Below are 22772 nucleotides of genomic sequence, written 5' to 3' on the forward strand. Positions count from 1 at the left end.
GTGACCACTCGGCGTCTTGGGGGGTGCCTGCGCCGAGGTCGTCGGGGTGGACGCGTCCGAGGGGCCGGTCCGGCATACGGTGGTCGTGTGCCCCAGCCGTATGCCGCCCCGCCGCCGTCCCCACCGCCCGAGGGCCACCGGCCGGGGACCCCGGAGTACCGCCGCATCTCGTGGGCGCTGTTCCTCGCCGGGCTCGCGACCTTCGCGATGATCTACACCACCCAGCCCCTGCTGCCCGAGCTGGCGCGCGCCTTCGCGCTCACGCCGGCCGAGTCCGCGCTGTCGGTCTCGACGACGACGTTGGCGCTGGGCATGGCGCTGCTCGTGGTCGGCCCGTCCTCGGAGGTGCTCGGACGCACGAGGGTCATGCACCTGTCGCTGTCCGCGTCCTCCGTGGTCACCCTCCTCACGGCGCTCTCCCCCTCGTGGACGCTCCTGCTGGTCCTGCGGAGCCTGCTCGGCCTGGCCGTGGCGGGGCTGCCGGCGGTGGCCGTGGCCTACCTGCGCGAGGAGGTGCATCCCTCGGCGACGGCGCGCGCCACCGGGCTCTACATCGGCGGGACGGCCCTCGGCGGCATGCTGGGCCGGCTGGTCACCGGAGGTGTCGCCGACCTGCTCGGCTGGCACTGGGCGATCGGCTCGATCGGGGCCCTCGGGCTGCTCTGCGCGCTGGCGGTGAGGGCGGTGCTGCCGGGGTCGCGGCGGTTCGCCCCCGCGCGGCTGTCGCCGCGTGAGCTCGTCGCCATGAACCGCCGCATGCTCACCGACCCCGCGCTGCTCGCGCTCTACGGCATCGCGTTCTGCGCGATGGGGGCCTTCGTGTCGGTGTTCAACGCCATGGGGTTCCGGCTCGCCGCCGCCCCCTACCACCTGAGCCTCGCCGTGGCCGGGCTGGTCTTCGTCGTCTATGCGCTGGGGTCGGTCAGCTCCGAGCGGGCCGGGCGCCTCGCGGACCGGCACGGGGTCCGGGCGGTCGTCCCCGTGGCGCTCGCGATCGTCCTCGCCGGGTTGCTGATCACGCTCGGCCGGCCGCTGTGGGTCGTCGTCGGCGGGCTCGCGGTGCTGACAGCCGGCTTCTTCGCCGCCCACGGGGTGGCCTCGGGCTGGGTCGCCGCCCGCGCCACGTATGTCGGCCGCGGCACCGCGCAGGCCACCTCGCTCTACATGTTCGCGTACTACCTCGGGTCGTCCGTCTGCGGCACGGTCGTCGGCACGGCGTGGAGCCGCGGCGGCTGGCCGCTGGTGGTGGGATTCACGAGTGCCCTGCTGTTCATGGCGCTCGGCCTCGCCCTGTGGTTGCGCCGCATCCCCAGCCTGGCTGAGCCCCCCGTCGAGGACCAGGGGGTGCGCGCCGCGTGACGCCGGTCCCCGGCATACGGCCGGTGCCGGCAGACGACCCGAGCTGGGCCCCAGCTCGCCACGCGCCGCCGAGTCCTGCCCGTCGCCCCACGGCCGCCGAAATTTGACAATGATTTCCATTAGACCTCAGGCTGGTGACCATGGATCGACGCCTCCTCGCCGCCCCCGCGGCTCTCGGCCTGGTCGCCCTCTCCGCCTGCGGACCGGGCGACGGCAGCGCGAGCAGCCACGGCAGCGCCGCGGCCAAGGACGGCACGATCACCGTCGTCGCCAGCTTCTATCCCCTGCAGCACGCCGCCGAGCAGATCGGGGGCCGACACGTCCAGGTCAGCAACCTGACCAAGCCGGGCGCCGAGCCGCACGACCTGGAGCTCACGCCCAAGGACGTGGCCACGCTCTCCCGGGCCGACCTCGCCATCTACGAGAAGGGTCTGCAGTCGGCCGTCGACACCGCCGTCGCCGACACCGCCCCCGACAAGGCCCTCGACGTGGCCACGGCCGCCGACCTCTCGCTGATGCACGGCGAGACGATCGGCGCGGACGGGCACGACCACGCCGGCGAGTCCGCCGAGGAGCACGCCGGGCACAGCCACGGGGAGGGCGCCAAGGACCCGCACTTCTGGCTGGACCCGCTGCGCTACGCCAAGGTCTCGCAGGCCATCGCCGACCGCCTGGGGCAGGTCGACCCGGCTCACGCAGCCGACTACGACGCCAACCTCAAGGCCTTCACCGGCCGGCTGACGGCGCTCGACCAGGAGCTCGCCGCGGGCCTCAAGGGCTGCACCAACAGGACGATCGTGACCAGCCATGCCGCGTTCGGCTACCTCGCCGACCGCTACCGGCTGCGGCAGGTCGCCATCTCGGGCCTGTCTCCCGAGGAGGAGCCCGAGCCCGCCAAGCTCGCCCAGATCGCGACCTACGCCAAGGCCCACCGGGTCACCACGATCTATGCCGAGACGCTGGTCAGCCCCGCCGTCGCGCAGACCGTCGCCAAGGAGACCGGCGCGCAGACCGCCGTCCTGGACCCGATCGAGGGCATCACGGACGCGTCCGCGGCCAAGGACTACGTTGGCGTCATGCAGGCCAACCTCGCCGCTCTCAAGAAGGGGCAGAGCTGTCCGTGACCACCCCTCGCGCCGACGACACCGGCGCCCCCGTCATCAGGCTCCGGTCGGCGTCCTTCGGGTACGCCGACCGCGCCGTCGTCTCGGGCGCCGACCTCACCGTGCGGCCCGGCGAGGCGCTGGCCCTGCTCGGACCTAACGGCTGCGGCAAGTCCACGCTGGTCAAGGGCCTGCTCGGGCTCAACGACCACCTGGGCGGCGAGGTCGAGCTGTTCGGCACCCCGCTCGCCCGCTTCCACCGGCGATCCCGCATCGGCTATGTCCCCCAGCGCCACACCCTGTCCAGCTCGGTGTCCGCGACGGTGCGCGAGATCGTCGCCACCGGGCGCCTGCCGCACCAGGGGCTGCTGGCCCGGTTGGGTGCGCGCGACCGCCAGATCATGGATCAGGCCCTCGACGTCGTCGGTCTGACGGACCAGACCCGCCAGGACGTCTCGACGCTGTCAGGCGGCCAGCAACGGCGCGTGCTCATCGCCCGCGCCCTGGCCGGTGAGCCCGACGCCCTGGTGATGGACGAGCCCACCGCGGGTGTCGACGTCGCCAACCAGCGGCTGCTCACCACGGTGCTGCAGCGCCTGCGCGACCGCGGCGTCGGCCTGCTGATCGTCACCCACGAGGTCGAGGCGCTGACCCCGGTCCTGGACCGCATCGTGCACATGTCGGCCGGCCGCATCACCTTCGACGGGTCCGTCGCGGAGTTCGAGCAGGCCCGCAGGGCCGACGTCCTCGCCCTGGGTGATCCGCACCACCACCATCACGAGGACGAGGACCACGCTCCCGGTGATGGCCGGCCCCCCGCGCCCTGGGTCCACCGGGCCGGCGTCGGCGCGTCCGGCATACGGCGTGAGGCCGCCCCGGCCATCGGGGCGGGCGGACCGGCCCGAGCCACCAGGAGGGGTCAGGATGGCTGAGCTGTGGAGCTATGAGTTCATGCAGCGGGCCCTGCTCGCAGCGCTGCTCGTGGGCGCCGCCGCGCCGATGGTCGGGACCTTCCTCGTCCAGCGGCGGCTGTCGCTGATCGGCGACGGCATGGGGCACGTGGCCCTTGCCGGCGTCTCGATCGGCCTGCTCACCGGCAACCAGCCGGTGCTGACGGCCCTCGTCGCCGCCGTGGTCTGCGCGGTCGCGATCGAGCTGATCCAGAGGTTCGGCAAGGCCAGCGGGGACGTGGCGCTCGCCGTCATGTTCTACGGCGGGATCGCGCTGGGCGTCGTCCTGATGTCGCGCGCGACGGGGACGGGCGCCAACCTCACGTCCTACCTGTTCGGGGCGATCACGACGACCAGCCGTGAGGACCTGGTCGTCTTTGCCGTGCTCGCGGTGGTGGTCATGGTCACCACGTGGGTGCTGAGACCGCGGCTGTTCGCCGTCGCCAACGACGAGGAATGGTCTCGCGCGGCGGGGCTGCCGGTCCTCGGGCTCAACATCGTGCTCGCCGTCATGACCGCCGTCACCGTCGTGGTCTCCATGCGCGTCGTCGGGCTGCTGCTCATCAGCGCGCTCATGATCCTGCCCAACGCCGCCGCCCAGCAGGTGTCGCGGTCCTTCCGGTCGATGCGGCTCGTCGCCGTGGTCATCGGGATCCTGTGCGCCAGCGGCGGCGTCGCCCTGTCCTACGAGCTCGACACCCCCTCGGGGGGCACCATCGTGCTCCTCGTGCTCGCGGTGTTCGTCGCCCTGAGCCTCGTGGCGGCGGTCGCGCACGCGGTCGGGGCACGGCACCACCGCTACGCCGAGATGCACGTCCACGAGCACGAGCCCGCGTGCGGCCACCAGCAGGTCGAGCACGGAGATCACGTCGACTACCTTCATGATGGGCACCTGCACGCCCCCCACGGGGACCACTACGACGAACACCACGAGCACCACGAGCACTACGCGCACCACGAGCATGTCGATCCCGCGGACCCAACGGGTCAGGACGACGCCGCCGTCGGGCGACCGACCAGCAGGAGCTGATCCACGATGCCGGAGACCGAGCGCCGAGCGACCAAGCAGCGCCGCGCCGTCGAGCAGGTCCTGCGCGAGACCGACGACTTCATCTCGGCTCAGGCCCTGCACTCCAGGCTGCGGGCGCAGGGCGACACGGTCGGGCTGGCCACCGTCTACCGCACGCTCAACGCCATGGCCGAGGACGGGCGGGTCGACATGCTGCGGGTCGACGACGGCGAGGCGCGCTACCGGCTGTGCGCGAGCGACGAGCACCACCACCACCTGGTGTGCCGCGAGTGCGGCCGCACCGTGGAGATCGAGGGACCGGCCGTGGAGTCGTGGGCGGACAGCGTCGCGGCGGAGAACGGCTTCCGCGACGTGTCGCACACGCTAGAGGTCTTTGGGACCTGCGTCAGGCACTGACCGAGCTCGAGGCGGCTCAGTGCAGCAGCTTGAGGCCGGCGACGCAGCCGACGATGCCCATCAGCAGGAGCACCTTGACCAGCGAGATCGACTCGGCGCCGGTCCCCATCGCCCACGCGACGGTGGCCACCGCCCCGATCCCCACCCACACGGCGTAGGCGGTGCCGACCGGCAGCTCGCGCAGGGCGTAGGCCAGGCCCGCCATGCTCAGGGCGCACGCCACCACGAACACCGCGCTCGGCCCGAGCCGGCTGAACCCCTCGCTGCGGCTGAGGGCCGTCGCCCACACCGCCTCCAGCACCCCTGACAGCACCAGCACGACCCAGGACATGGTCACTCCTCGTGGCCGTCTTGTCGCGTGACCGGGTACGGCTCCCTCGTCCGGGGCCCGCTCGTGGGGCCTTCGTCCAGGCTCGCACGGGCCGTATGCCGCGGCAAACCCTCCCGGCGGGCCGGCGTCATACGGCCGGCGCGGAGGCCACGTCGGAGGATCCCTCCTCGCCGAGCCACGGCTCGAAGCCGCCCCGTCGCCCCAGCCGCCGACCGGGCCGATGGACAGCTGGCCGCAGCAAGCGACATCTGCGCCCCCTCGGCGCGGGAACAGAGCGCAGGCACTATCCGTTATGGTAATCGTTCTTACTAGACGGAATCAGGAGGCCACCGCATGGCCAGGTCCACCGACGTGCGACCCAAGATCAAGCTCCGCTCCACGGCGGGCACGGGCTACACGTACATCACCCGCAAGAACCGCCGGAACGACCCCGACCGCCTCGTGATCCGCAAGTACGACCCGGTCGTGCGCCAGCACATCGAGTTCAAGGAGGAGCGCTGATGGCCACGGGGTCCAAGATCGCCCACGACCAGCAGCGTCGAGAGGTCGTCGCTCGCCACGCGGAGGAGCGGCGCGCCCTCGAGCGCGTCATCGCCGACCCCACCGCCGACGCCATGAGCAAGGGCGAGAAGTGAGGCCCGGCATCCACCCGGACTACCACCCCGTGGTCTTCCGGGACCCGACGGCCGACGTCGCCTTCCTCACGCGTTCGACGGCCACGAGCCAGGACACGATCGAGTGGGAGGACGGCGCCACCTATCCGGTGATCAACGTCGACGTCTCCAGCGCCTCGCACCCGTTCTACACGGGCAAGCAGAAGATCATGGACACCGCCGGACGCGTCGAACGCTTCAACCGCCGGTACGGACGCAGCTGACGCTCCCCCACCAGCCCCGCGCACCGTCTCTCCGCGCGGTTCACAGGTCGCGGCCCACCTCCCCCTCGGCCGGGGACGGTGGGTCGCGATCTGCCATTCGGGTGATCTTGCAACCGCCCGTCAGGCAGCCCACAGCAGCCACCCGGCACCCCGACCCCGCACTGGCGCGAGATCCGCTGCGGAGCCAAGAGCACTCTCAACAGAGGGTTTTCGGGACGGTGCGTACTCCAAGAGCCCAGGTCTGGCCTGGCTGGTGACGGAGCATCTCCGCTCGCGTCCACCTCGACCGCAGGAGAGGACATGACCCACCACACCGACGCCACCGACCACGAGCACCTGGCTGACGTCGGGAGGTGACCAGTCGGCGGAGGGAGCGAGGGGTGGACTGGGGTGGCGGCGTCGCCTTGAGGTGACAGGCTGGGGCGCATGCCTTCCACCGCCCTGTCCGTCGGGCCCGACCAGACCTGCCAGGTCCATCTCACGAGCGGCGGCGTGTCCGTGCTCGTCGACCTGTCCGACGCCCGCCTCCCCTCGATCGCCCACTGGGGCGCCGCGCTGCCTGACCTGGACGAGTCCGAGGCCGCGACGCTGGTCCGGGCGACGACCTACGGCCGCGGCGGCAACGACGTCGACGTCCCGGTGAGGGTGGCGGTCCTGCCCGAGCACCACGCCGGCTGGACCGGGCGCCCCGGCATCTCCGGCTGCCGCGACGACGGGTCCGGCTGGTCACCCCGCTTCACGGTGACCGCGGCCGAGACCCGCACCGACGCGGCGGCCGACGCGGCGGCATACGGCACGCTCTGCACTCTGGGAGCCGGCACGCTCCACGTCACCGCCGCCGACGACGAGGCGCGCCTCGGCCTGACGCTCGAGATCGAGCTGCTCCCGACGGGGCTCGTGCGGACCCGCGCCACCGTGACCAACGACGGCGACACCGACTACGCCCTCGACGAGCTCGCCCTCGTCCTGCCGGTCCCCAACCATGCCAACGAGATCCATGACCTCGCCGGTCACTGGGGCACCGAACGCGCCCCCCAGCGCAAGGAGTTCACCGTGGGGCAGCACCTGCGCGAGGGTCGCAAGGGTCGCACCGGCGCCGATGCCGCCTACGTGCTCTCCACGGGCGCAAGGGGATTCGGCTTCCGGCAGGGCGAGGTGTGGGGCGTCCACACCGCCTGGTCCGGCAACCACCGCCACTGGGCCGAGCGACTCTTCAACGGCCGCACCGTGATCGGTGGTTCCGAGCTGCTCCTCCCCGGCGAGGGGAGGCTCTCCCCGGGCGAGTCCTCCTGCTCCCCCTGGGTCTTCGGGGCGTATGGCGACGGCCTCGACGCCCAGGCCGCGCGCTTCCACGGCTGGTTGCGGTCACGACCGACGCACCCGCAGACCCCCCGCAAGGTCACGCTCAACGTCTGGGAGGCGGTCTACTTCGACCACGACCTGGCGCGCCTCGTCGACCTCGCTGACCGCGCCGCCGCCCTCGGCGTCGAGCGATTCGTCCTGGACGACGGGTGGTTCGGCGCGCGTCGCGACGACCACGCCGGACTCGGCGACTGGGTCGTCTCCCCCGACATGTGGCCGGACGGCCTGGGTCCCCTCGTCGACCACGTCACGGCTCTGGGCATGGAGTTCGGGCTGTGGTTCGAGCCGGAGATGGTCAACCTCGACAGCGACGTCGCCCGCGCCCACCCCGAGTGGATCATGGCAACGGGCAACCGGATTCCCGTCGAGAGCCGCCACCAGCAGGTGCTCAACCTCGGCATCCCCGGGGCCTACGCCCACGTGCGGGACCAGATGGTGGCGGTCCTCGAGGCCTACGACATCGGCTACCTCAAGTGGGACCACAACCGCGACCTCGTCGACGCCGGCACCGCGCCCACCGGCCGCGCGGGCGTGCACGAGCAGACGCTCGCCACCTATCGCCTGATGGCCGAGCTCAAGGAACGATTCCCTGGGCTCGAGATCGAGTCGTGCAGCTCGGGCGGCGCGCGCGTCGACCTCGCCGTCCTCGAGCACACCGACCGCGTGTGGACCTCGGACTGCATCGACCCCCTCGAGCGGCAGAGCATGCACCGCTGGACCCAGCAGCTGATCCCGCCGGAGCTCATGGGCTCCCACGTCGCATCGGGCGCCTCGCACACCACGGGGCGCAGCCACAGCCTGCACTTCCGCGCCGGCACCGCCGTCTGGGGACACCTCGGCATCGAGTGGGACCTCGCCCGCGCGTCCGAGGCCGAGCTGGCAGAGCTCGGCGACTGGGTCGCGTTCTATCGTCGCCACCGCGACCTGCTGCACACCGGCGCCGTGGTGCGGCTGGACGACGTCCTGCCCGAGCTGCACGTCCACGGGGTGGTCTCCCCCGACCGGGACGAGGCGCTCTTTGCCGTCGTGTGCACCGGCCGTGCGATCGTCGACCCGGTCGGCCGCATGCGCCTCGGCGGGCTCGACCCGGCTCGTCGCTACCGGGTCCGCGACGTCACGCCCAGCCGACCGCCCCACGGTATGCCGCAGCCGCCCGCCTGGTGGCCCGACGCCGAGGGCGTGCTGCTGCGCGGACGCTCGCTGCAGGCGGTCGGGGTGGAGACACCCGCCCTGTCCCCCGACGAGCTCGTGATCCTGCACCTGACGTCGGACTAGCGGACGGAGGGCACCGCCTCAGCCCGGCGCCACCGCACCCTGACGCGAAGGTGATCGATTCAACGACGGACCGGCCTCGCGGCATACGACCCGCTCCGCACCTCGCCCACCGGCAGCCGGGCGCGCAGGAAGCGCGGCCGGTAGGAGAACGGGTCCGCGATGACCGTGGCGAGGTCCGTGCTGTTGCGGCTGTAGGACACGACCACCGTGCCGGGCTCGGGCAGGAGGTCTGGGTGTGCCAGCGGCATGTAGCGCAGCACCCCCGCGTCCAGGTCGGAGGGCAGGTGCCCGATGGGGCGACCGGAGTCGAACGGGCCCCAGGGGGTCGGCGCGGTCCACACCGTCAGCTCGTGCCCCAGCACGTCGTCGCGCTTGCTGAGGGCATACCACCGCCCGTCCTGCGCAAAGACGGACAGGGTCTGGGAGGTTCCCCTCACCGCCGGGACCAGCTCGGCCGCGGCGGCGGCCGATCGCGACCACCCCTTGCCGTCCCAGTAGGTCCACTCGGACTGGGTCAGCACCCGGTCGGGCCGCACGCGGGCGACCCGCAGCGACCGCCCGAAGGTCATCGGCGCCGTCGACCCCGCGGTGCCGTAGAGGTAGAGCCAGCCGTCGGCCAGGGCGGAGGCGGCACCCCACACCGGCCGCCGCACGTCGGGCGAGTCGGGGCCGAGGTCGACGAGACGCAAGAGCTGCGGCGTCCCGCCCGGCCGCACCGTGAAGAGGGCGGCGGAGGGACCGAGGTTCTCGAAGTCGAAGGTCCCGCCACCGGTCGTGCGGACCCGTTGCACCATCACCGTCACGAGGTCCTGCCCCGGGCGCGGCGTGACCGTGACCGACATGGGCCAGTAGCCGACGACGGCTCCCGTGCTCCCCGCCGGCCGGGGCCGGTCCGGCACGATGGCACCGCGCCCGGCGGGCAGGACGGCGCTCAGGCAGCCGGGGCTGACGACGAGCATGGAGTTGCGGACGAAGCCGTGACCGGCGGCGCCGGACGACCGCAGGGTGTCCCCGAACACCATGAGCCGACGCCCGTCCTGCAGGCGCGCGCTCGCCCCGACGTCGGCCCCGAGAAGCTCCGGCGACACGTGCAGCTGGTCGATGGCGCGGTTGATCGCGTCGACCGAGTCGAGCGTCCCCGTGGCGGCGCACCCGGTCTGACCGGTCCTGGTCACCGGACCCACCGGTCGGGGCGCGCCGGCTCGCGCGGCAGCGACGTCTGTCTGGACGGGCTTGACCCGTCCACCGGGCCTGCCGGGACCGTCGACCGCCATGGCCGAGCCGCCGTCCCCGACGACCAGGGAGGCGACCACGAGGAGGGCGACCGCGAGCGGCGCGACCACGAGGGAGGGGACGCCGCCCCGGCGCGTCCGTCGCGTGCTGGGCGCGAACGTCATACCTGGCACGCTAGGCGCCCACGAGGACACTCGGCATCGGTTTGATCACTTAGGGTCCACATATGCCCCGTATGCCGCAACGCGCCGCCGCCTCCACGGTCATCCTCATGGCCGCGGGGCTGCTGCTCGCGGGGTGCGCGGGGGACCCGGCGACGAGCCCGGCGTTGACCGGCGCCGCCGCCCGCTCGGCGCAGGACCAGTCGGCCAAGGTGCGCGAGCTGCTGGCTCCGCAGCCGCCCAGCGTGGGCGAGTCGCCGCGGCGCCTCGGGCCGGTGACGGTCGTCGCACCCGCCGCGATGAAGGAGGCCGACTCCGGTCCGGCAGCCCCCCGCAAGGGCTGGACCTACAAGCGGCTCGCCGACCCCGAGGGTGACCCCCAGACCTCGCTCGGCCTGGTCCTGGCCCCCACCGCCGAGAGCTCGGCGGAGCAGTCGGCCGGCACCATCGCCCGGACCGGTGGCAGCCGCGACGCGGGCCGGGCCAGCGGGATCGTGACGACGACCACGTGGGACGGCCGCCCGGCCTACCTCGTCTACGTCAATACCTCGACGGGGCTGCACGTCGAGGCGCTCTCGGCCGAGACGCCGGCCGGGACGGTGACGGTGATCGCCCAGGCGCCGGTCTCGGCATACCCCCGCTCGGGTCTGCGCCGCGCGCTCAAGAGCGTCGACCTCACCCCCTGACGCCTCCAGCACCACCGACACCGACACCGACATCGACACCGACACCGACACCGTGAGGGTGTGGTCCACGCATGGTGGACCACACCCTCACGATCCGTGGGGCAGGGACGAGGCGGTCAGACGCGCTCCCACCCACGGGCCGGGGCCCGGTTGCCCACCCCGCGACCGCTCCGCACGTCGCGCGAGCGATAGACGATGTAGGGGCGGGTCAGGTAGCCGAGCGGCGCGGAGAACACGTGCACCAGCCGCGTGAACGGCCACAGGGCGAACAGGATGCACGCGACGAGCGTGTGCAGCTGGAAGCCGAGCGGCGCCGCCGCCATCAGGTCCGCGTCCGGGTGGAAGGTCAGGAACTGGCGGTACCAGATCGAGACGCCGTCGCGGTAGTTGTAGTGCTCCGCGGGCCCGCCCAGGTTGTTGATGCCGGGGGCGTGCCAGCCGAGGGTGTTGGCCAGGCCCAGCAGGATCACGACAACGAGGAAGATGTACATGACCTTGTCCATCGGGGTCGTCGCGGAGAACACCGGCCCGGTGGTGCGGCGGCGGTAGATCAGGATCGCGATGCCCGCCAGCGTCAGGAAGCCCGCGAGCAGGCCGACCGACACCGCGAGGAAGTGGTAGATCGACTGCGTGATCCCGACGGCCTCGGTCCAGGACTTCGGCACGAGCAGGCCCATGATGTGACCCATCACGACGAAGAGGATGCCGAAGTGGAACATCGGCGAGCCCCAGCGCAGCAGCCGGTCCTCGTAGAGCTGGCTGGAGCGCGTCGTCCAGCCGAACTTGTCGTACTTGTAGCGCCAGTAGTGGCCGACGACGAAGATCGTCAGGCAGATGTAGGGGAACACCACCCAGAGCAGGGTGTTCATGAGCGCCCTCCTTGCGAGTGCTGCAGGAGCTCGGCCTCGAGCTCCTCGGGTGATGGGTCGGTGGCCGGGTGGGGGTTGAGGCGGGGGTCGATCTCGTATGGCGCCAGCCCGACGTCCTCCGACGGAGGCCCTTGCGCGACCAGCCGCGCGACGGCCGTCTGCTCGTCGCCGTCCAGGGGTGGCAGGGTGGCGCACACGGCGACGAGCACGTCGGCCCACGGCACGTCGCGGTCGAGCAGCGCGAGGCGCAGGACCTCGAGCCCGGCGCGGTGGTCGAGCACCAGCGTGAGCGCGGCCTCGAGGTCGACGGTCGCGCCGAACTCCAGCACCACCGCCAGGTGGTCGGGCAGCTCCTCGTCGCCGATCTCGACCCCGGCCCGCCGGTAGGTCTGCTTGAACTGCACGAGCGCCATCCCGCGCTTGCGGGTGTCGCCGTGCGCGAAGTAGGTCAGGTAGGGCGCGCAGCGTCGCGTGTAGTCGAAGGTGTCGACGTAGCGCTTCTGCAGCACGTCCAGCTCACCCGCGTCGGCCGCCGCCGAGATGGTCGCGACGAGCCGGCCGAGCGGCTCGCCGACCACCTCCGGCAGCTGCGCACTCGTGTCGCGCAGCACCGGCAGGTGGGCCAGCAGCTGCTCGTCGGGGTAGCCGAGCAGCAGCGACGCGCACTGCCACGCGGCCCGCATCTCGTCGGTGCCGACCGGCAGCGCCGCCTGCTTGCGGCGCCGCAGGGCGAGCCTCACCGGATGTCCTCGGGCGGGATCGCGCCGAGGTCCCGCGAGGCGCTCGGGTCGGCGCCCATCGGCATGCCCTCCCCCTCGCGCAGCGCCTCCTCGGTGGCCCCGGCGCCGAGCGACCGCCCCTCGCCGGGGAACAGCCCCTCGGGCATGCCCTTGCCGTCCCAGTTGAGCAGGTTGACCCGCCCGGCCTTGGAGCCGCCGCCGACGAGCGTGTCGGCGGTCTGGCGCGCCTGCAACATCTGGAAGTTCTCGACGGCGATGGGGGTCAGCGCCCCCGAGCCCTCGCCGAAGGCGCCCTGGTTGCCCGTCTGGTACTCGCTCACCGAGCACTCGGTGGCGAGCTCCTCGAGCGCGTGGGCCTCCTCGGCGTGCGCGGTCGGGATGACATAGCGCTCGTCGTACTTCGCCAGGGCGAGCAGGCGGAACATGTCGTACATGTCCTCCTCCTCCATGCCGACGGCCGCGGGGATGGACCCGTCGGGGTCGCGACCGAGGTTGATGTCGCGCATGTAGGACCGCATGGCCGCGAGCTTGCGCAGCACCCGGTCCACCGGCGCCACGTCACCGGCGGTGAAGAGGTTGGCGAGGTACTCCATCGGGATGCGCAGCGTCTCGATGGCGTTGAACAGGTTGTCCTTGTCCTCGCCGTCGTGACCCGACCCGGCGAGCGCGTCGACGACCGGCGACAGCGGCGGGATGTACCACACCATCGGCATGGTGCGGTACTCCGGGTGCAGCGGCAGCGCGACCTGGTAGTCGTTGATCAGCCGATAGACCGGGGACCGCTGCGCGGCCGTGATCCAGTCCCCCGGTATGCCGGCGCGCTCCGCCTCGGCGATCACCGCAGGGTCGCGGGGGTCGAGGAAGACCGAGCGCTGCGCCTCGTAGAGGTCCTGGTCGTCCTCGACCGACGCCGCCTCGAGGACGCGGTCCGCGTCATACAGCACGAGCCCGATGTAGCGCAGCCGCCCGACGCAGGTCTCCGAGCACACGGTCGGGATGCCCACCTCGATGCGAGGGAAGCAGAAGGTGCACTTCTCGGCCTTGCCGGTCTTGTGGTTGAAGTAGACCTTCTTGTAGGGGCATCCGGAGATGCACATGCGCCAGCCGCGGCACTGCTCCTGGTCGACGAGGACGATGCCGTCCTCCTCGCGCTTGTAGATCGCGCCGGAGGGGCAGGACGCGGCGCAGGAGGGGTTGAGGCAGTGCTCGCAGATGCGCGGGAGGTAGAACATGAAGGTCTGCTCGAAGTCGGTCGTGACCTTGTCCTCGATGCCCTTGAGCATCACGTCCTGCTTCATGGTCTCCATCGAGCCGCCGAGGTCGTCGTCCCAGTTGGCCGACCAGGAGATGTTCATCGGCTTGCCGCTGATCAACGAGTGCGGCCGCGCGACCGGGAAGTGCTTCTGCGCGGGCGCGTCGAGCAGCGTCTCGTAGTCGTAGGTCCAGGGCTCGTAGTAGTCCTGGATCGACGGCATCTTGGGGTTGACGAAGATGTTGAGCAGCTTGGTGAACCGCCCGCCGGCGCGCAGCTTGAGTCGCCCGTTGCGTCCGAGCACCCAGCCGCCCTGCCACTCGTCCTGGTCCTCGTAGCGCCGCGGGTAGCCGAGCCCCGGCCGGGTCTCGACGTTGTTGAACCAGACGTACTCCGTGCCCGCGCGGTTGGTCCACGCCTGCTTGCAGGTGACCGAGCAGGTGTGGCACCCGATGCACTTGTCGAGGTTCATGACCATGGCCATCTGTGCCATCACGCGCATCAGAGAACCTCTTCCTTCGAGATGGAGGTGAGGACCGCCGGGGCCCCCGCGAAGTATCGGAGCGACGAAGGAGCGGAGAACTTCGTGGGGATCATCAGTACTCCACCTTCTGCGAGCGCTTGCGGATGATCGTGACCTCGTCGCGGTTGTTGCCGGTGGGCCCGATGTAGTTGAAGAAGTAGGACAGCTGGGCATAGCCGCCGATGATGTGGCTGGGCTTGAGCATGATCCGGGTCATGGAGTTGTGGATGCCGCCCCGCCTGCCGTTGTGCTCGGTGAGCGGCACGTCGATCAGGCGGTCCTGGGCGTGCGGCATGTAGATCGTGCCCTCGGGCATGCGGTGCGTCACGATCACGCGGGACGCCACGACGCCGTTGCGGTTGACCGCCTCGACCCACTCGTTGTCCCTGACGCCGATCTTGGCGGCGTCCTTGTCGGACATCCAGATCGACTGGCCGCCGCGGCCCAGGGACAGCATGAACAGGTTGTCCTGGTACTCCGAGTGGATGGACCACTTGTTGTGCGGGGTCAGGTAGCGGACCGACACCGCGACTCCCGCGTCGGACTCCGACACCTCGCCGAGCGGGCGCTCGCCGAACAGCTGGGTCATGTTGAGCGGCGGGCGGTAGGTCGGCAGGGACTCGCCCATCCGCTGCAGCCAGTCGTGGTCGATGTAGAACTGCTGGCGCCCGGTCAGCGTGTGGAACGGCTTGAGCCGCTCCACGTTGATCGTGAACGGGCTGTAGCGGCGGCCGCCGGTCTCCGAGCCCGACCACTCCGGGGAGGTGATGACCGGGACCGGGGCGGCCACGGTGTCGGCATACGTGATCTGCTTGCCCTCGTGCTCGGCCGCGAGGTCGTGCATCTGGTGCCCGGTGCGCTTCTCCAGGGTCTTGAAGCCCTGGGTGGCGAGGTGTCCGTTGGTCGTGCCGGACAGCGCCATGATCGTCTCGGCGACGTCCACGGCCGTGGTGAGGCGCGGGTTGCCCTGTCCCGCACCGCGGCTCGCAACGCCGTTCTTGCGGCGCAGGTAGTCGACCTCCCGCTTGACGTCGTAGGTGATGCCCTTGGTGGTCGTGCCGAGCGTGTCCAGCAGCGGGCCGATCGAGGTCATCTTGTCGTGGATCTTGGTGTAGTCGCGCTCGACCACGGCCAGCACCGGCAGGGTCTTGCCCGGGACGGGCTCGCACTCGCCGGCCCTCCAGTCCAGGACCCGGCCGTGCACCGTCGCCATCGACTCCGGGGTGTCGTGCCACAACGGCTTGGCGACGAGGTCCCTGCGGGTGCCGAGGTGGGTCTCGGCGAGCTCGCTGAAGGTCTTGGCGATGGTGACGAAGGCGTCCCAGTCCGACCGGCTCTGCCACGGCGGGGCGATCGCCGGGTTGAACGAGTGGATGAAGGGGTGCATGTCCGTGGTGTTGATGTCGTTCTTCTCGTACCACGTGGCCGCGGGCAGGACGACGTCGGACAGCAGGGTCGAGCTCGTCATGCGGAAGTCGATGGTCATCAGCATGTCGAGCTTGCCCTCGGGGGCACGCTCCGGCCAGGCGACGTCCGCCGGGCGCTTGTCCACCGGCGCCTCCTCGGCGTTGACGCCGTGGTCGGTGCCGAGCAGGTGCTTGAGGAAGTACTCGTCACCCTTGGCGGAGCTGCCGAACAGGTTGGCGCGCCACATCATCAGCACGCGCGGCCAGTTCTCCTCGGCCTCGGGGTCCTCGGCCGCAAAGCTGAGCTCACCCTTGGTGAGCTGGTCGACGACGTAGGCCGGGACCTCCATCCCGGCCGCCGCCGCCTCGTCCGGCAGCGCGATCGAGGAGCGGTTGAAGGTCGGGTAGCTCGGCATCCACCCGAGCCGCGCGGACTGCGCGACCAGGTCGGCCACCGTCTTGCCGGGGAAGGCGCCGCGACCGGCGCCGATGTCGTTGGCGGTGTAGGTGTCGTAGCGGTACTGGCTGGTGTGGAGGTACCAGTAGGCCGTCTGGATCATGTGCCGCGGCGGGCGCTGCCAGTCCAGGGCGAAGGCCGTGTGCTGGAAGCCGGTCAGCGGGCGGACCTTCTCCTGGCCGACGTAGTGCGCCCAGCCACCGCCGTTGCGGCCCTGGCAGCCGGTGATCGTGGTGAGCACCAGCATCGCGCGGTAGATCAGGTCCGAGTGGTACCAGTGGTTGGTGCCGGCGCCCATGAGGATCATCGACCGGCCGTGCGTGTCGACGGCGTTCTGCGCGAACTCGCGCGCGATGCGGGCGACCTTGTCGGCGGGGACGGCGGTGATGTCCTCCTGCCACGCCGGGGTGTAGGCGCCGGTGACGTCCTCGTAGCCGGTCGGCCACTCGCCGATCAGGCCCGGGCGGGCGACGCCGTACTGCGCGAGCATCAGGTCGAAGACGGTCGTGACGTAGCGGTCGCCGAGGCGGCGCACCGGGACGCCGCGCCGCTGCAGCGTCGCCTGCCCGTCGAGCGCGTCGAACCGGGGCAGCGAGACCTCGACGGTCTCGGCGCCGTCGGTCAGCAGGGTCAGGCGGGGGGTGACGTCGCCGAGGTCGAGGTTCCACTGCCCCAGGCCCTCGTCACCGAAGCGGTGGCCGAGCGAGCCGCGCGGCACGACGACCTCGTCGGTGCGCTCGTCGACGAGCATGGGCTTCCACATGGCGTTCTCGGACTCGGACTCCGGGCCGCCGGGCACGTCACCGGCCACCGCGAACTTGCCGGGCGTGACCACCGGCTCGCCGTCGGCCCCCTCCTGGACGTCGAGCCAGACGAGGAAGGGCAGGTCGGTGTAGGTCTTGGTGTACTCCTGGAAGAACTCGACCTGCTGGTCGACGAAGAACTCCTTGAGGATCACGTGGCCCATCGCCATCGCGAGCGCCGCGTCGCTGCCCGGCTGGGCCGCCAGCCACTCGTCGGCGAACTTGACGTTCTCGGCGTAGTCCGGGGACACGACCACGACCTTCTGGCCGCGGTAACGCGCCTCGGTCATCCAGTGCGCGTCGGGGGTGCGGGTCAGCGGGACGTTGGAGCCCCACATCATGAGGTAGCCGGCGTCCCACCAGTCACCGGACTCCGGGACGTCGGTCTGGTCGCCGAACATCTGGGGAGAGGCGACCGGCAGGTCGGCATACCAGTCGTAGAAGGAGAGCATGGTGCCGCCGATGAGCTCGGTGAACCGGGCCCCGGAGGCATAGGACACCATCGACATCGCGGGGATCGGCGAGAAGCCGGCGATGCGGTCCGGACCCCACCGCTTGATGGTGAAGACGTTGGCGGCGGCGACCATCTCGGCCGCCTCGCCCCAGCTGGCGCGCACGAGGCCACCCTTGCCGCGGGCGGACTGGTAGCGGCGCCGCTTGTCCTCGTCCTGGACGATCGACGCCCAGGCGAGCACGGGGTCGCCGTACTCCTGCTTGGCCCGGCGGTACAGGTCGAGCAGCACGCCGCGGACGTAGGGGTAGCGCACCCGGGTGGGGCTGTAGGTGTACCAGGAGAAGGCGGCGCCGCGGGGGCAGCCGCGGGGCTCGTACTCCGGGCGGTCGCCGCCGGTCGACGGGTAGTCCGTCTGCTGCGCCTCCCAGGTGATGATCCCGTCCTTGACGTAGACCTTCCACGAGCACGATCCCGTGCAGTTGACGCCGTGGGTGGAGCGGACGACCTTGTCGTGGCTCCACCGGTCGCGGTAGAACGCGTCGGCCCGTCGACCACCGATCTCGTGCAGGGTGCGCCGGTCGGGGCTGACCTCCCCCCTGGTGAAGAACCGCCGCGTGCCCACCAGGGCCTCGGCGAGGGGGGTGTCGATGCCGGAGGGGCCTCGACCTCCGCGGGTGGTCGATGTGCTCATGCGTCTCTCCTGCGGTTGGCGCGTCGTCGGGTCGTGGTGCTGGTGGGCAGGACCGGCCCCGGGAGGCCAGTCCCCACCGTATGGCGGAAGGGGGAGCGCGACGTGAGGTGCGCCGTGGTGACCGCGATGTCCTCGTGCGGTGTCAGCACCACGTCGACCTCGGGCTCGCCGAGCCGGTCGAGGACCCCGGTGATCAGGCCGCGGCGAAAGGCGTGGAGGACGGGCGCGTGCCGCGCCGCGATCGCGAGGAAGGGCGCGGCGCGCAGCTGGAGGTCCACGGTGCGACCGCCCTCGACCAGCGAGATGCCATGCCGGAAGCCCCACTCCGCCATGGTCTGCACGAGGCGCTCCACCGTGACCAGCCACTCCCCCGGCGTCGCGGCGGGCGCCCACGCGAGGGGCTCGAGATCCGCGTGCTCGCGGGCCCACGCGCGCGCGGCGGGGAACATGGTGGCGGACCCGGTCGGCTCCGGCAGCCCCCAGCAGGAGGTGACCAGCGCGGACAGCTCACGGTGCGTCGGGTGCAGCCGCACCCCCGCGGGGACCAGGTGATAGATCTTGCGCGGCCGCCCCACGACCCCGAGCCGCTCGGACCGCGCCTCCACCACGTGCGAGGCGAGCAGCACGTCCAGGTGGAAGCGCGCCGTCGTCACGTGGATGTCCAGGCGGGTCGCGACGTCCTGCGCCGCAAGGCCGGGGCGACCGTGGACGGTCAGGGGCGCGGCCGCGAGCACGTCGATGACCCGCCGCCGCATGGACGGGGCCAACAGGCTGGGGCGGCCGTCGGCCTCCGGGCCCCACCGGAGCTCCTGCGCCACGCTCGTCATCGCCCCTCCTGCGGTCGGCTGCCCATGGACCGTGCATCCTCCAAAATCGGCCCGGACGATGCCGGGAGGAGGAGGACGACTGCAGCATAGCCCGAGCAGCCCGTCCCCGACAGAGGGGGGGTGCCCTCCTGTATATCCAACCCCTGTGCCAAAATTGCTGGTGAAGTCGTCCGCGCAATGCCTCGCAGGAGCCTGAGCCGGACGACTCGCGGCGGCCGCGGCACGCAGCCTCCCCGCCATACAAACTGATCCTTTCAATTCAAGGAGCATGTCGTGAGCACATCCGCCACCGACACGTCCGCGGCGACGGCATCCGAGGCCGTCTCACCCCGGGGTGCGGGCCGGGTCCTGACCTGGTCGACCACCGCCTTCACCGTGATGTTCGCGGTGTGGATGATGTTCGGCATCCTGCAGAAGCCCATCCGGGCGGAGCTGCACCTGTCGGAGGAGCAGTACTCCTGGATCCTCGCCGCCGCGATCCTCAACGGCTCGCTGTGGCGCCTGCCCGCCGGGATGATCACCGACCGCATCGGCGGTCGCAAGGTCATGACCGTCCTGCTGCTGGCCAGCGCGGTCCCGGCCTACCTCGTCTCGCAGGCGCACAGCTACGGCCTGCTCCTGCTGCTCGCCTTCCTCGTCGGCTTCGCGGGCAACTCCTTCTCCGTCGGCATCGCCTGGAACTCCGCGTGGTTCACCCGCGGGCGCCAGGGCTTCGCGCTCGGCGTCTTCGGCGCCGGCAACGTCGGCGCCTCCGTCACCAAGTTCATCGGCCCCCCGCTGGTCGCCACCACCGCCGGCGCGACCTACCTCGGTGTCGTCCAGGGCGGCTGGCGCCTCGTGCCGGTCATCTACGCCGTGCTCCTCGTGGTCCTCGCCGCCGTCACGTGGTTCGGAACGCCCTCCCGCGACCGCATGCCCGGCGCCAGCAAGCCCCTCGGCGAGATGCTGGCCCCCCTGCGCCAGGTGCGCGTATGGCGCTTCAGCCTCTACTACGTCTCGGTGTTCGGCGCCTACGTCGCCCTCTCGAGCACGCTGCCCAACTACTACATGGACACCTTCGGCGTCTCCCTCGGCACCGCGGGCCTGCTCACCGCCCTGTTCATCTTTCCCGCGTCCCTGCTGCGGCCCGTCGGCGGCTGGTTCTCCGACCGGTTCGGCGCCCGCAAGGCGATGTACGGCACCTTCTGGGTCATGCTCGCGACCACCGGCCTGCTGATGATGCCCAACGGCCACCTCGTCGTGTCCCACCCGGACGGGCAGCAGACCGAGCACCTGGCCTATGCCATCTCGATCGTGCCGTTCACGATCGTCGTGTTCCTCCTCGGCTGCGCCATGGGCGTCGGCAAGGCCGCCGTCTACAAGCACATCCCGGAGTACTTCCCCGACAACGTCGGCTCCGTGGGCGGCCTCGTCGGCATGCTCGGCGGCCTCGGCGGCTTCTTCCTGCCGCCGCTGTTCTCCTACAGCAAGGCCTGGTCGGGCTTCCCGTCCAGCACCTTCTTCGTGCTCTTCCTGCTCACCGCCGTCTGCCTGATCTGGATGCACCTCACGATCGTGCGGATGCTCCACCGCGAGTCCCCCCACCTCGCGGACCGGTTCGACCGGGCGCACCCCGAGCCCGCCGTCACCCGCGCCTGACCCGAACCCCGCGTCACGCGCCACACCACCCAGCACCCCGCGTCCCGCCATACGGTCGAGACGTCCCACCCCCTCAGCACCCTGGAGTAGACAACCCATGAGCACCGCGACCAGCTCCCGCCAAGGGGGCGAGTGGCTCCAGTCCTGGGATCCGGAGAACGACCAGACCTGGGACAAGGCCCTCGCCTGGCGCACCCTGTGGATCACCACGTTCACGCTCACCATGTGCTTCGTCGCGTGGTTCCTCCCGAGCGCCATCATCCCCAAGCTCAACGCGCTCGGCTACAGCTTCTCCAAGCAGGAGCTGTACTGGATGTCGGCGATGCCCGGCCTCGCCGCCGGCCTGCTGCGCATCGCGTGGATGGTCCTGCCGCCCATCATGGGCACCCGCAAGATGGTCGCCCTGACCACGCTGCTCCTCTTCTTCCCCATCCTCGGGTGGGGCGTGCGCGTGCAGAACCCGTCCGCCCCCTACTGGGAGCTCATGGTGCTCGCCTTCCTCGCCGGCATCGGCGGTGGCGCCTTCTCCGGGTTCATGCCGTCCACGTCCTACTTCTTCCCCCGGCGCATGCAGGGCACGGCGCTGGGCCTGCAGGCCGGCATCGGCAACTTCGGCGTCTCGCTCGTCCAGCTGCTCACCCCGTGGCTGATCGGCTTCTCGATGATCGGCTTCCTCGGCGGCTCGCAGGCCATGAAGGTCCCGGGCAAGCCGAGCAAGGAGGTGTGGTTCCAGAACGCCGCGTTCGTGTGGCTGCCGCTGATCCTCATCGGGGCGGCGTGGGCGTGGACCGCGCTCAAGTCCGTGCCGGTCAAGGCCAACGTCCGCCAGCAGTTCGACATCTTCGGCAACCAGGACACCTGGTGGATGACGCTCATCTACATCATGACCTTCGGCACCTTCTCGGGCCTGTCCGCGCAGTTCGGCCTCCTCATGGGCAACCTCTACGGCTCCGGCAACGCCGCCATCGTGTCCGGCTCGGGCGCCGCCGCCAAGATCCTCGTCCCCGGCTACGCCGTCCCCGACCCCGTGAGCTGGGTCTTCTGGGGGCCGTTGATCGGCGCGGGCGCGCGCGTGCTCTTCTCCCCCCTGACCGACCGCATGGGCGGCGCGATCTGGACCCTCGTCTCCGGGCTCGGCCTCATCGCCTCCATCGTCTACACGATCCCTGCGCTGACGCCCGACACGTCGTCCGCGGCGGCGCTGCAGGGTGACTTCCGGCAGTTCCTGGTCGGGATGTTCCTCATCTTCCTCTTCGCCGGGATCGGCAACGCCTCGACCTTCAAGCAGATGCCGATGATCTTCGAGAAGCGGCAGGCCGGCGGCGTGATCGGCTGGACCGCCGCGATCGCGGCCTTCGGGCCGTTCTTCTTCGCCCTCGGCATCGGCGTCATGGGCGCGACCCTCTTCTACTGGGTCGGCGTCGCCTGGGCCGTCATGTGCGTGGCCATCACGTGGGTGCGCTACGCCCGCAAGGGGGCTCCCAAGCCCGGCTGATCGCTCAGCCCGCAGCCCCGGAGGGCCGGTCGCTCGTCGACCGGCCCTCCGGCGTGCCCGGAGCCGTCGCGTCCGGTCGGGGCCGGCGCACGTGGGTGAGGTCCAGGCCCTCGACGACCTGCTCGCCGGCGTGGAGCGCGCTGCTCATCTCGACCGTGCACACGTCAGGGGCGACCATGGGCGTCACCCGCACGGCCGGGGCCTGCACGCCGAGGCCCTCGAGGGAGCCCCGCACCAGACCGAGGTGTATGGCGCAGACGACGTCGGGGTGCCGGATCGCGGCCGCCTTCATCGGGCAGTGGGTCAAGGTCGCCTGGCACCGCCCGGCAGGGTCGCCCTCGACGGTCACCGTCTCGCGCGGGTAGCCCCACCCCGCCAGGACGTCCAGGAGCTCACGCACGGGCACCTCGCCCTGCGAGCCCTCCGGCGTCACGTGGTCGAGGTGGTGCCGGGACCAGGCCTCGCCGGCGAGGGTCGCGGCCTCGACCCGGGCGCCCTCGTCCCCGCCGAGGGTCTCGGCGAGCACGTCTGCGAGGACGACGTAGGCCGCCGTGTTGACGGGCACGGCCTCGGCGCGGCGGCGATAGACCTTGCTGGGGCGACCGGGGCGGTCGCGCCGCTCGATGCCGGACTCGAGGACGCCCGCCTGCTCGAGCTGGTCGAGGTGGAACCGCACGGTGGTGACGTGCAGGTCGAGCTCCTCCGCCAGCCGGCTCGCGGTCCAGTGGTCGGGCTCGGCAGCCACCTTGTCGGTGATGGACCGACGGACCGCCGACGAGAGGAGAGCGTCGCGATCCTTGGGCATGACCTGCCTCCAGCCTGCTGCGGCCGCCTGGCCGGCGGCCCGTGAGCGA

Annotated in this window: 20 protein-coding genes and 1 riboswitch; of the genes, 12 read left to right on the forward strand and 8 right to left on the reverse strand. The window is 71.4% G+C overall.

The window, feature by feature from the left end; all coding sequences use genetic code 11:
- Positions 1-87: 87 nt before the first annotated feature.
- The 5 genes from GGG17_RS05275 to GGG17_RS05295 all read left to right on the forward strand — a co-directional run bounded on the left by GGG17_RS05275 (position 88) and on the right by GGG17_RS05295 (position 4838).
- Positions 88-1359, forward strand: coding sequence for an MFS transporter (locus GGG17_RS05275; protein WP_311966440.1), 1272 nt, complete (start codon positions 88-90; stop codon positions 1357-1359).
- Between the two features lie 140 nt (positions 1360-1499).
- Entirely contained in the window at positions 1500-2483 is a 984-nt protein-coding gene (locus tag GGG17_RS05280; RefSeq protein WP_154592723.1) for a metal ABC transporter substrate-binding protein, read from the forward strand.
- Complete coding sequence (locus tag GGG17_RS05285; RefSeq protein WP_311966441.1) at positions 2480-3394, forward strand: metal ABC transporter ATP-binding protein; 915 nt, start codon at positions 2480-2482, stop codon at positions 3392-3394. The genes GGG17_RS05280 and GGG17_RS05285 overlap by 4 nt, the downstream gene beginning before the upstream one ends.
- On the forward strand, positions 3387-4442 hold the full coding sequence (locus GGG17_RS05290; RefSeq protein ID WP_154592724.1) for a metal ABC transporter permease: 1056 nt from the start codon (positions 3387-3389) through the stop codon (positions 4440-4442). The genes GGG17_RS05285 and GGG17_RS05290 overlap by 8 nt, the downstream gene beginning before the upstream one ends.
- Before the next feature lie 6 nt (positions 4443-4448).
- Positions 4449-4838, forward strand: a complete 390-nt coding sequence (locus GGG17_RS05295; RefSeq protein ID WP_154592725.1) for a Fur family transcriptional regulator — start codon at positions 4449-4451, stop codon at positions 4836-4838.
- Between the two features lie 16 nt (positions 4839-4854).
- Here GGG17_RS05295 and GGG17_RS05300 read toward each other — a convergent pair whose 3' ends face one another.
- The gene (locus GGG17_RS05300; protein ID WP_154592726.1) at positions 4855-5169 is read right to left on the reverse strand and encodes a DMT family transporter; all 315 of its coding nucleotides are present in this window, start codon (positions 5167-5169) and stop codon (positions 4855-4857) included.
- A gap of 10 nt (positions 5170-5179) precedes the next feature.
- A riboswitch (guanidine-III (ykkC-III) riboswitch) is annotated at positions 5180-5245 on the reverse strand.
- A gap of 257 nt (positions 5246-5502) precedes the next feature.
- On the opposite strand from GGG17_RS05300, the gene rpmG reads away from it, so the two are divergent.
- The 4 genes from rpmG (at position 5503) to GGG17_RS05315 (ending at position 8683) form a co-directional block, all read left to right on the forward strand.
- Positions 5503-5670 (forward strand): 50S ribosomal protein L33, encoded by a 168-nt coding sequence (rpmG, locus tag GGG17_RS05305; RefSeq protein WP_154592727.1) that lies wholly within the window; start codon positions 5503-5505, stop codon positions 5668-5670.
- A complete protein-coding gene (locus tag GGG17_RS16855; RefSeq protein ID WP_283809755.1) occupies positions 5670-5804 on the forward strand; it encodes a hypothetical protein in 135 nt (44 codons plus the stop codon). The genes rpmG and GGG17_RS16855 overlap by 1 nt, the downstream gene beginning before the upstream one ends.
- Complete coding sequence (locus GGG17_RS05310) at positions 5801-6046, forward strand: type B 50S ribosomal protein L31 (RefSeq protein ID WP_311966442.1); 246 nt, start codon at positions 5801-5803, stop codon at positions 6044-6046. Before GGG17_RS16855 ends, GGG17_RS05310 begins: the two co-directional genes overlap by 4 nt.
- A 426-nt stretch (positions 6047-6472) precedes the next feature.
- The gene (locus GGG17_RS05315) at positions 6473-8683 is read left to right on the forward strand and encodes an alpha-galactosidase (protein ID WP_154592728.1); all 2211 of its coding nucleotides are present in this window, start codon (positions 6473-6475) and stop codon (positions 8681-8683) included.
- A gap of 59 nt (positions 8684-8742) precedes the next feature.
- On the opposite strand, the gene GGG17_RS05320 is transcribed toward GGG17_RS05315, so the two are convergent.
- Positions 8743-10080: a DUF5005 domain-containing protein gene (locus GGG17_RS05320; protein ID WP_154592729.1), complete on the reverse strand. Its 1338-nt coding sequence runs from the start codon at positions 10078-10080 to the stop codon at positions 8743-8745.
- A 71-nt stretch (positions 10081-10151) separates the two neighbouring features.
- Here GGG17_RS05320 and GGG17_RS05325 point away from each other — a divergent pair, with 71 nt between their 5' ends.
- On the forward strand, positions 10152-10763 hold the full coding sequence (locus GGG17_RS05325; protein WP_154592730.1) for a hypothetical protein: 612 nt from the start codon (positions 10152-10154) through the stop codon (positions 10761-10763).
- 116 nt (positions 10764-10879) lie between these two features.
- On the opposite strand, the gene narI is transcribed toward GGG17_RS05325, so the two are convergent.
- The 5 genes from narI to GGG17_RS05350 all read right to left on the reverse strand — a co-directional run bounded on the left by narI (position 10880) and on the right by GGG17_RS05350 (position 18785).
- Positions 10880-11632 (reverse strand): respiratory nitrate reductase subunit gamma, encoded by a 753-nt coding sequence (gene narI / locus GGG17_RS05330; RefSeq protein WP_154592731.1) that lies wholly within the window; start codon positions 11630-11632, stop codon positions 10880-10882.
- Positions 11629-12372 carry a nitrate reductase molybdenum cofactor assembly chaperone gene (narJ, locus tag GGG17_RS05335; RefSeq protein WP_288797741.1) on the reverse strand — a complete coding sequence of 248 codons (744 nt, stop codon included), beginning with the start codon at positions 12370-12372 and terminating at the stop codon, positions 11629-11631. Before narJ ends, narI begins: the two co-directional genes overlap by 4 nt.
- The gene (gene narH / locus GGG17_RS05340) at positions 12369-14126 is read right to left on the reverse strand and encodes a nitrate reductase subunit beta (RefSeq protein WP_154592732.1); all 1758 of its coding nucleotides are present in this window, start codon (positions 14124-14126) and stop codon (positions 12369-12371) included. Before narH ends, narJ begins: the two co-directional genes overlap by 4 nt.
- Before the next feature lie 94 nt (positions 14127-14220).
- Entirely contained in the window at positions 14221-17958 is a 3738-nt protein-coding gene (locus GGG17_RS05345) for a nitrate reductase subunit alpha (protein ID WP_154592733.1), read from the reverse strand.
- The gene (locus tag GGG17_RS05350) at positions 17955-18785 is read right to left on the reverse strand and encodes a helix-turn-helix transcriptional regulator (RefSeq protein ID WP_154592734.1); all 831 of its coding nucleotides are present in this window, start codon (positions 18783-18785) and stop codon (positions 17955-17957) included. The genes GGG17_RS05345 and GGG17_RS05350 overlap by 4 nt, the downstream gene beginning before the upstream one ends.
- A 273-nt stretch (positions 18786-19058) precedes the next feature.
- On the opposite strand from GGG17_RS05350, the gene GGG17_RS05355 reads away from it, so the two are divergent.
- Together GGG17_RS05355 and GGG17_RS05360 are read left to right on the forward strand one after the other, a co-directional pair.
- Positions 19059-20423: an MFS transporter gene (locus tag GGG17_RS05355; RefSeq protein ID WP_311966443.1), complete on the forward strand. Its 1365-nt coding sequence runs from the start codon at positions 19059-19061 to the stop codon at positions 20421-20423.
- 97 nt (positions 20424-20520) lie between these two features.
- On the forward strand, positions 20521-21918 hold the full coding sequence (locus tag GGG17_RS05360; protein ID WP_154592735.1) for an MFS transporter: 1398 nt from the start codon (positions 20521-20523) through the stop codon (positions 21916-21918).
- Between the two features lie 4 nt (positions 21919-21922).
- On the opposite strand, the gene GGG17_RS05365 is transcribed toward GGG17_RS05360, so the two are convergent.
- A complete protein-coding gene (locus GGG17_RS05365; RefSeq protein WP_154592736.1) occupies positions 21923-22723 on the reverse strand; it encodes a helix-turn-helix transcriptional regulator in 801 nt (266 codons plus the stop codon).
- Positions 22724-22772 lie beyond the last annotated feature (49 nt).

The sequence above is a fragment of the Arsenicicoccus cauae genome (genome assembly GCF_009707125.1).
Classification (GTDB): domain Bacteria; phylum Actinomycetota; class Actinomycetes; order Actinomycetales; family Dermatophilaceae; genus Arsenicicoccus; species Arsenicicoccus cauae.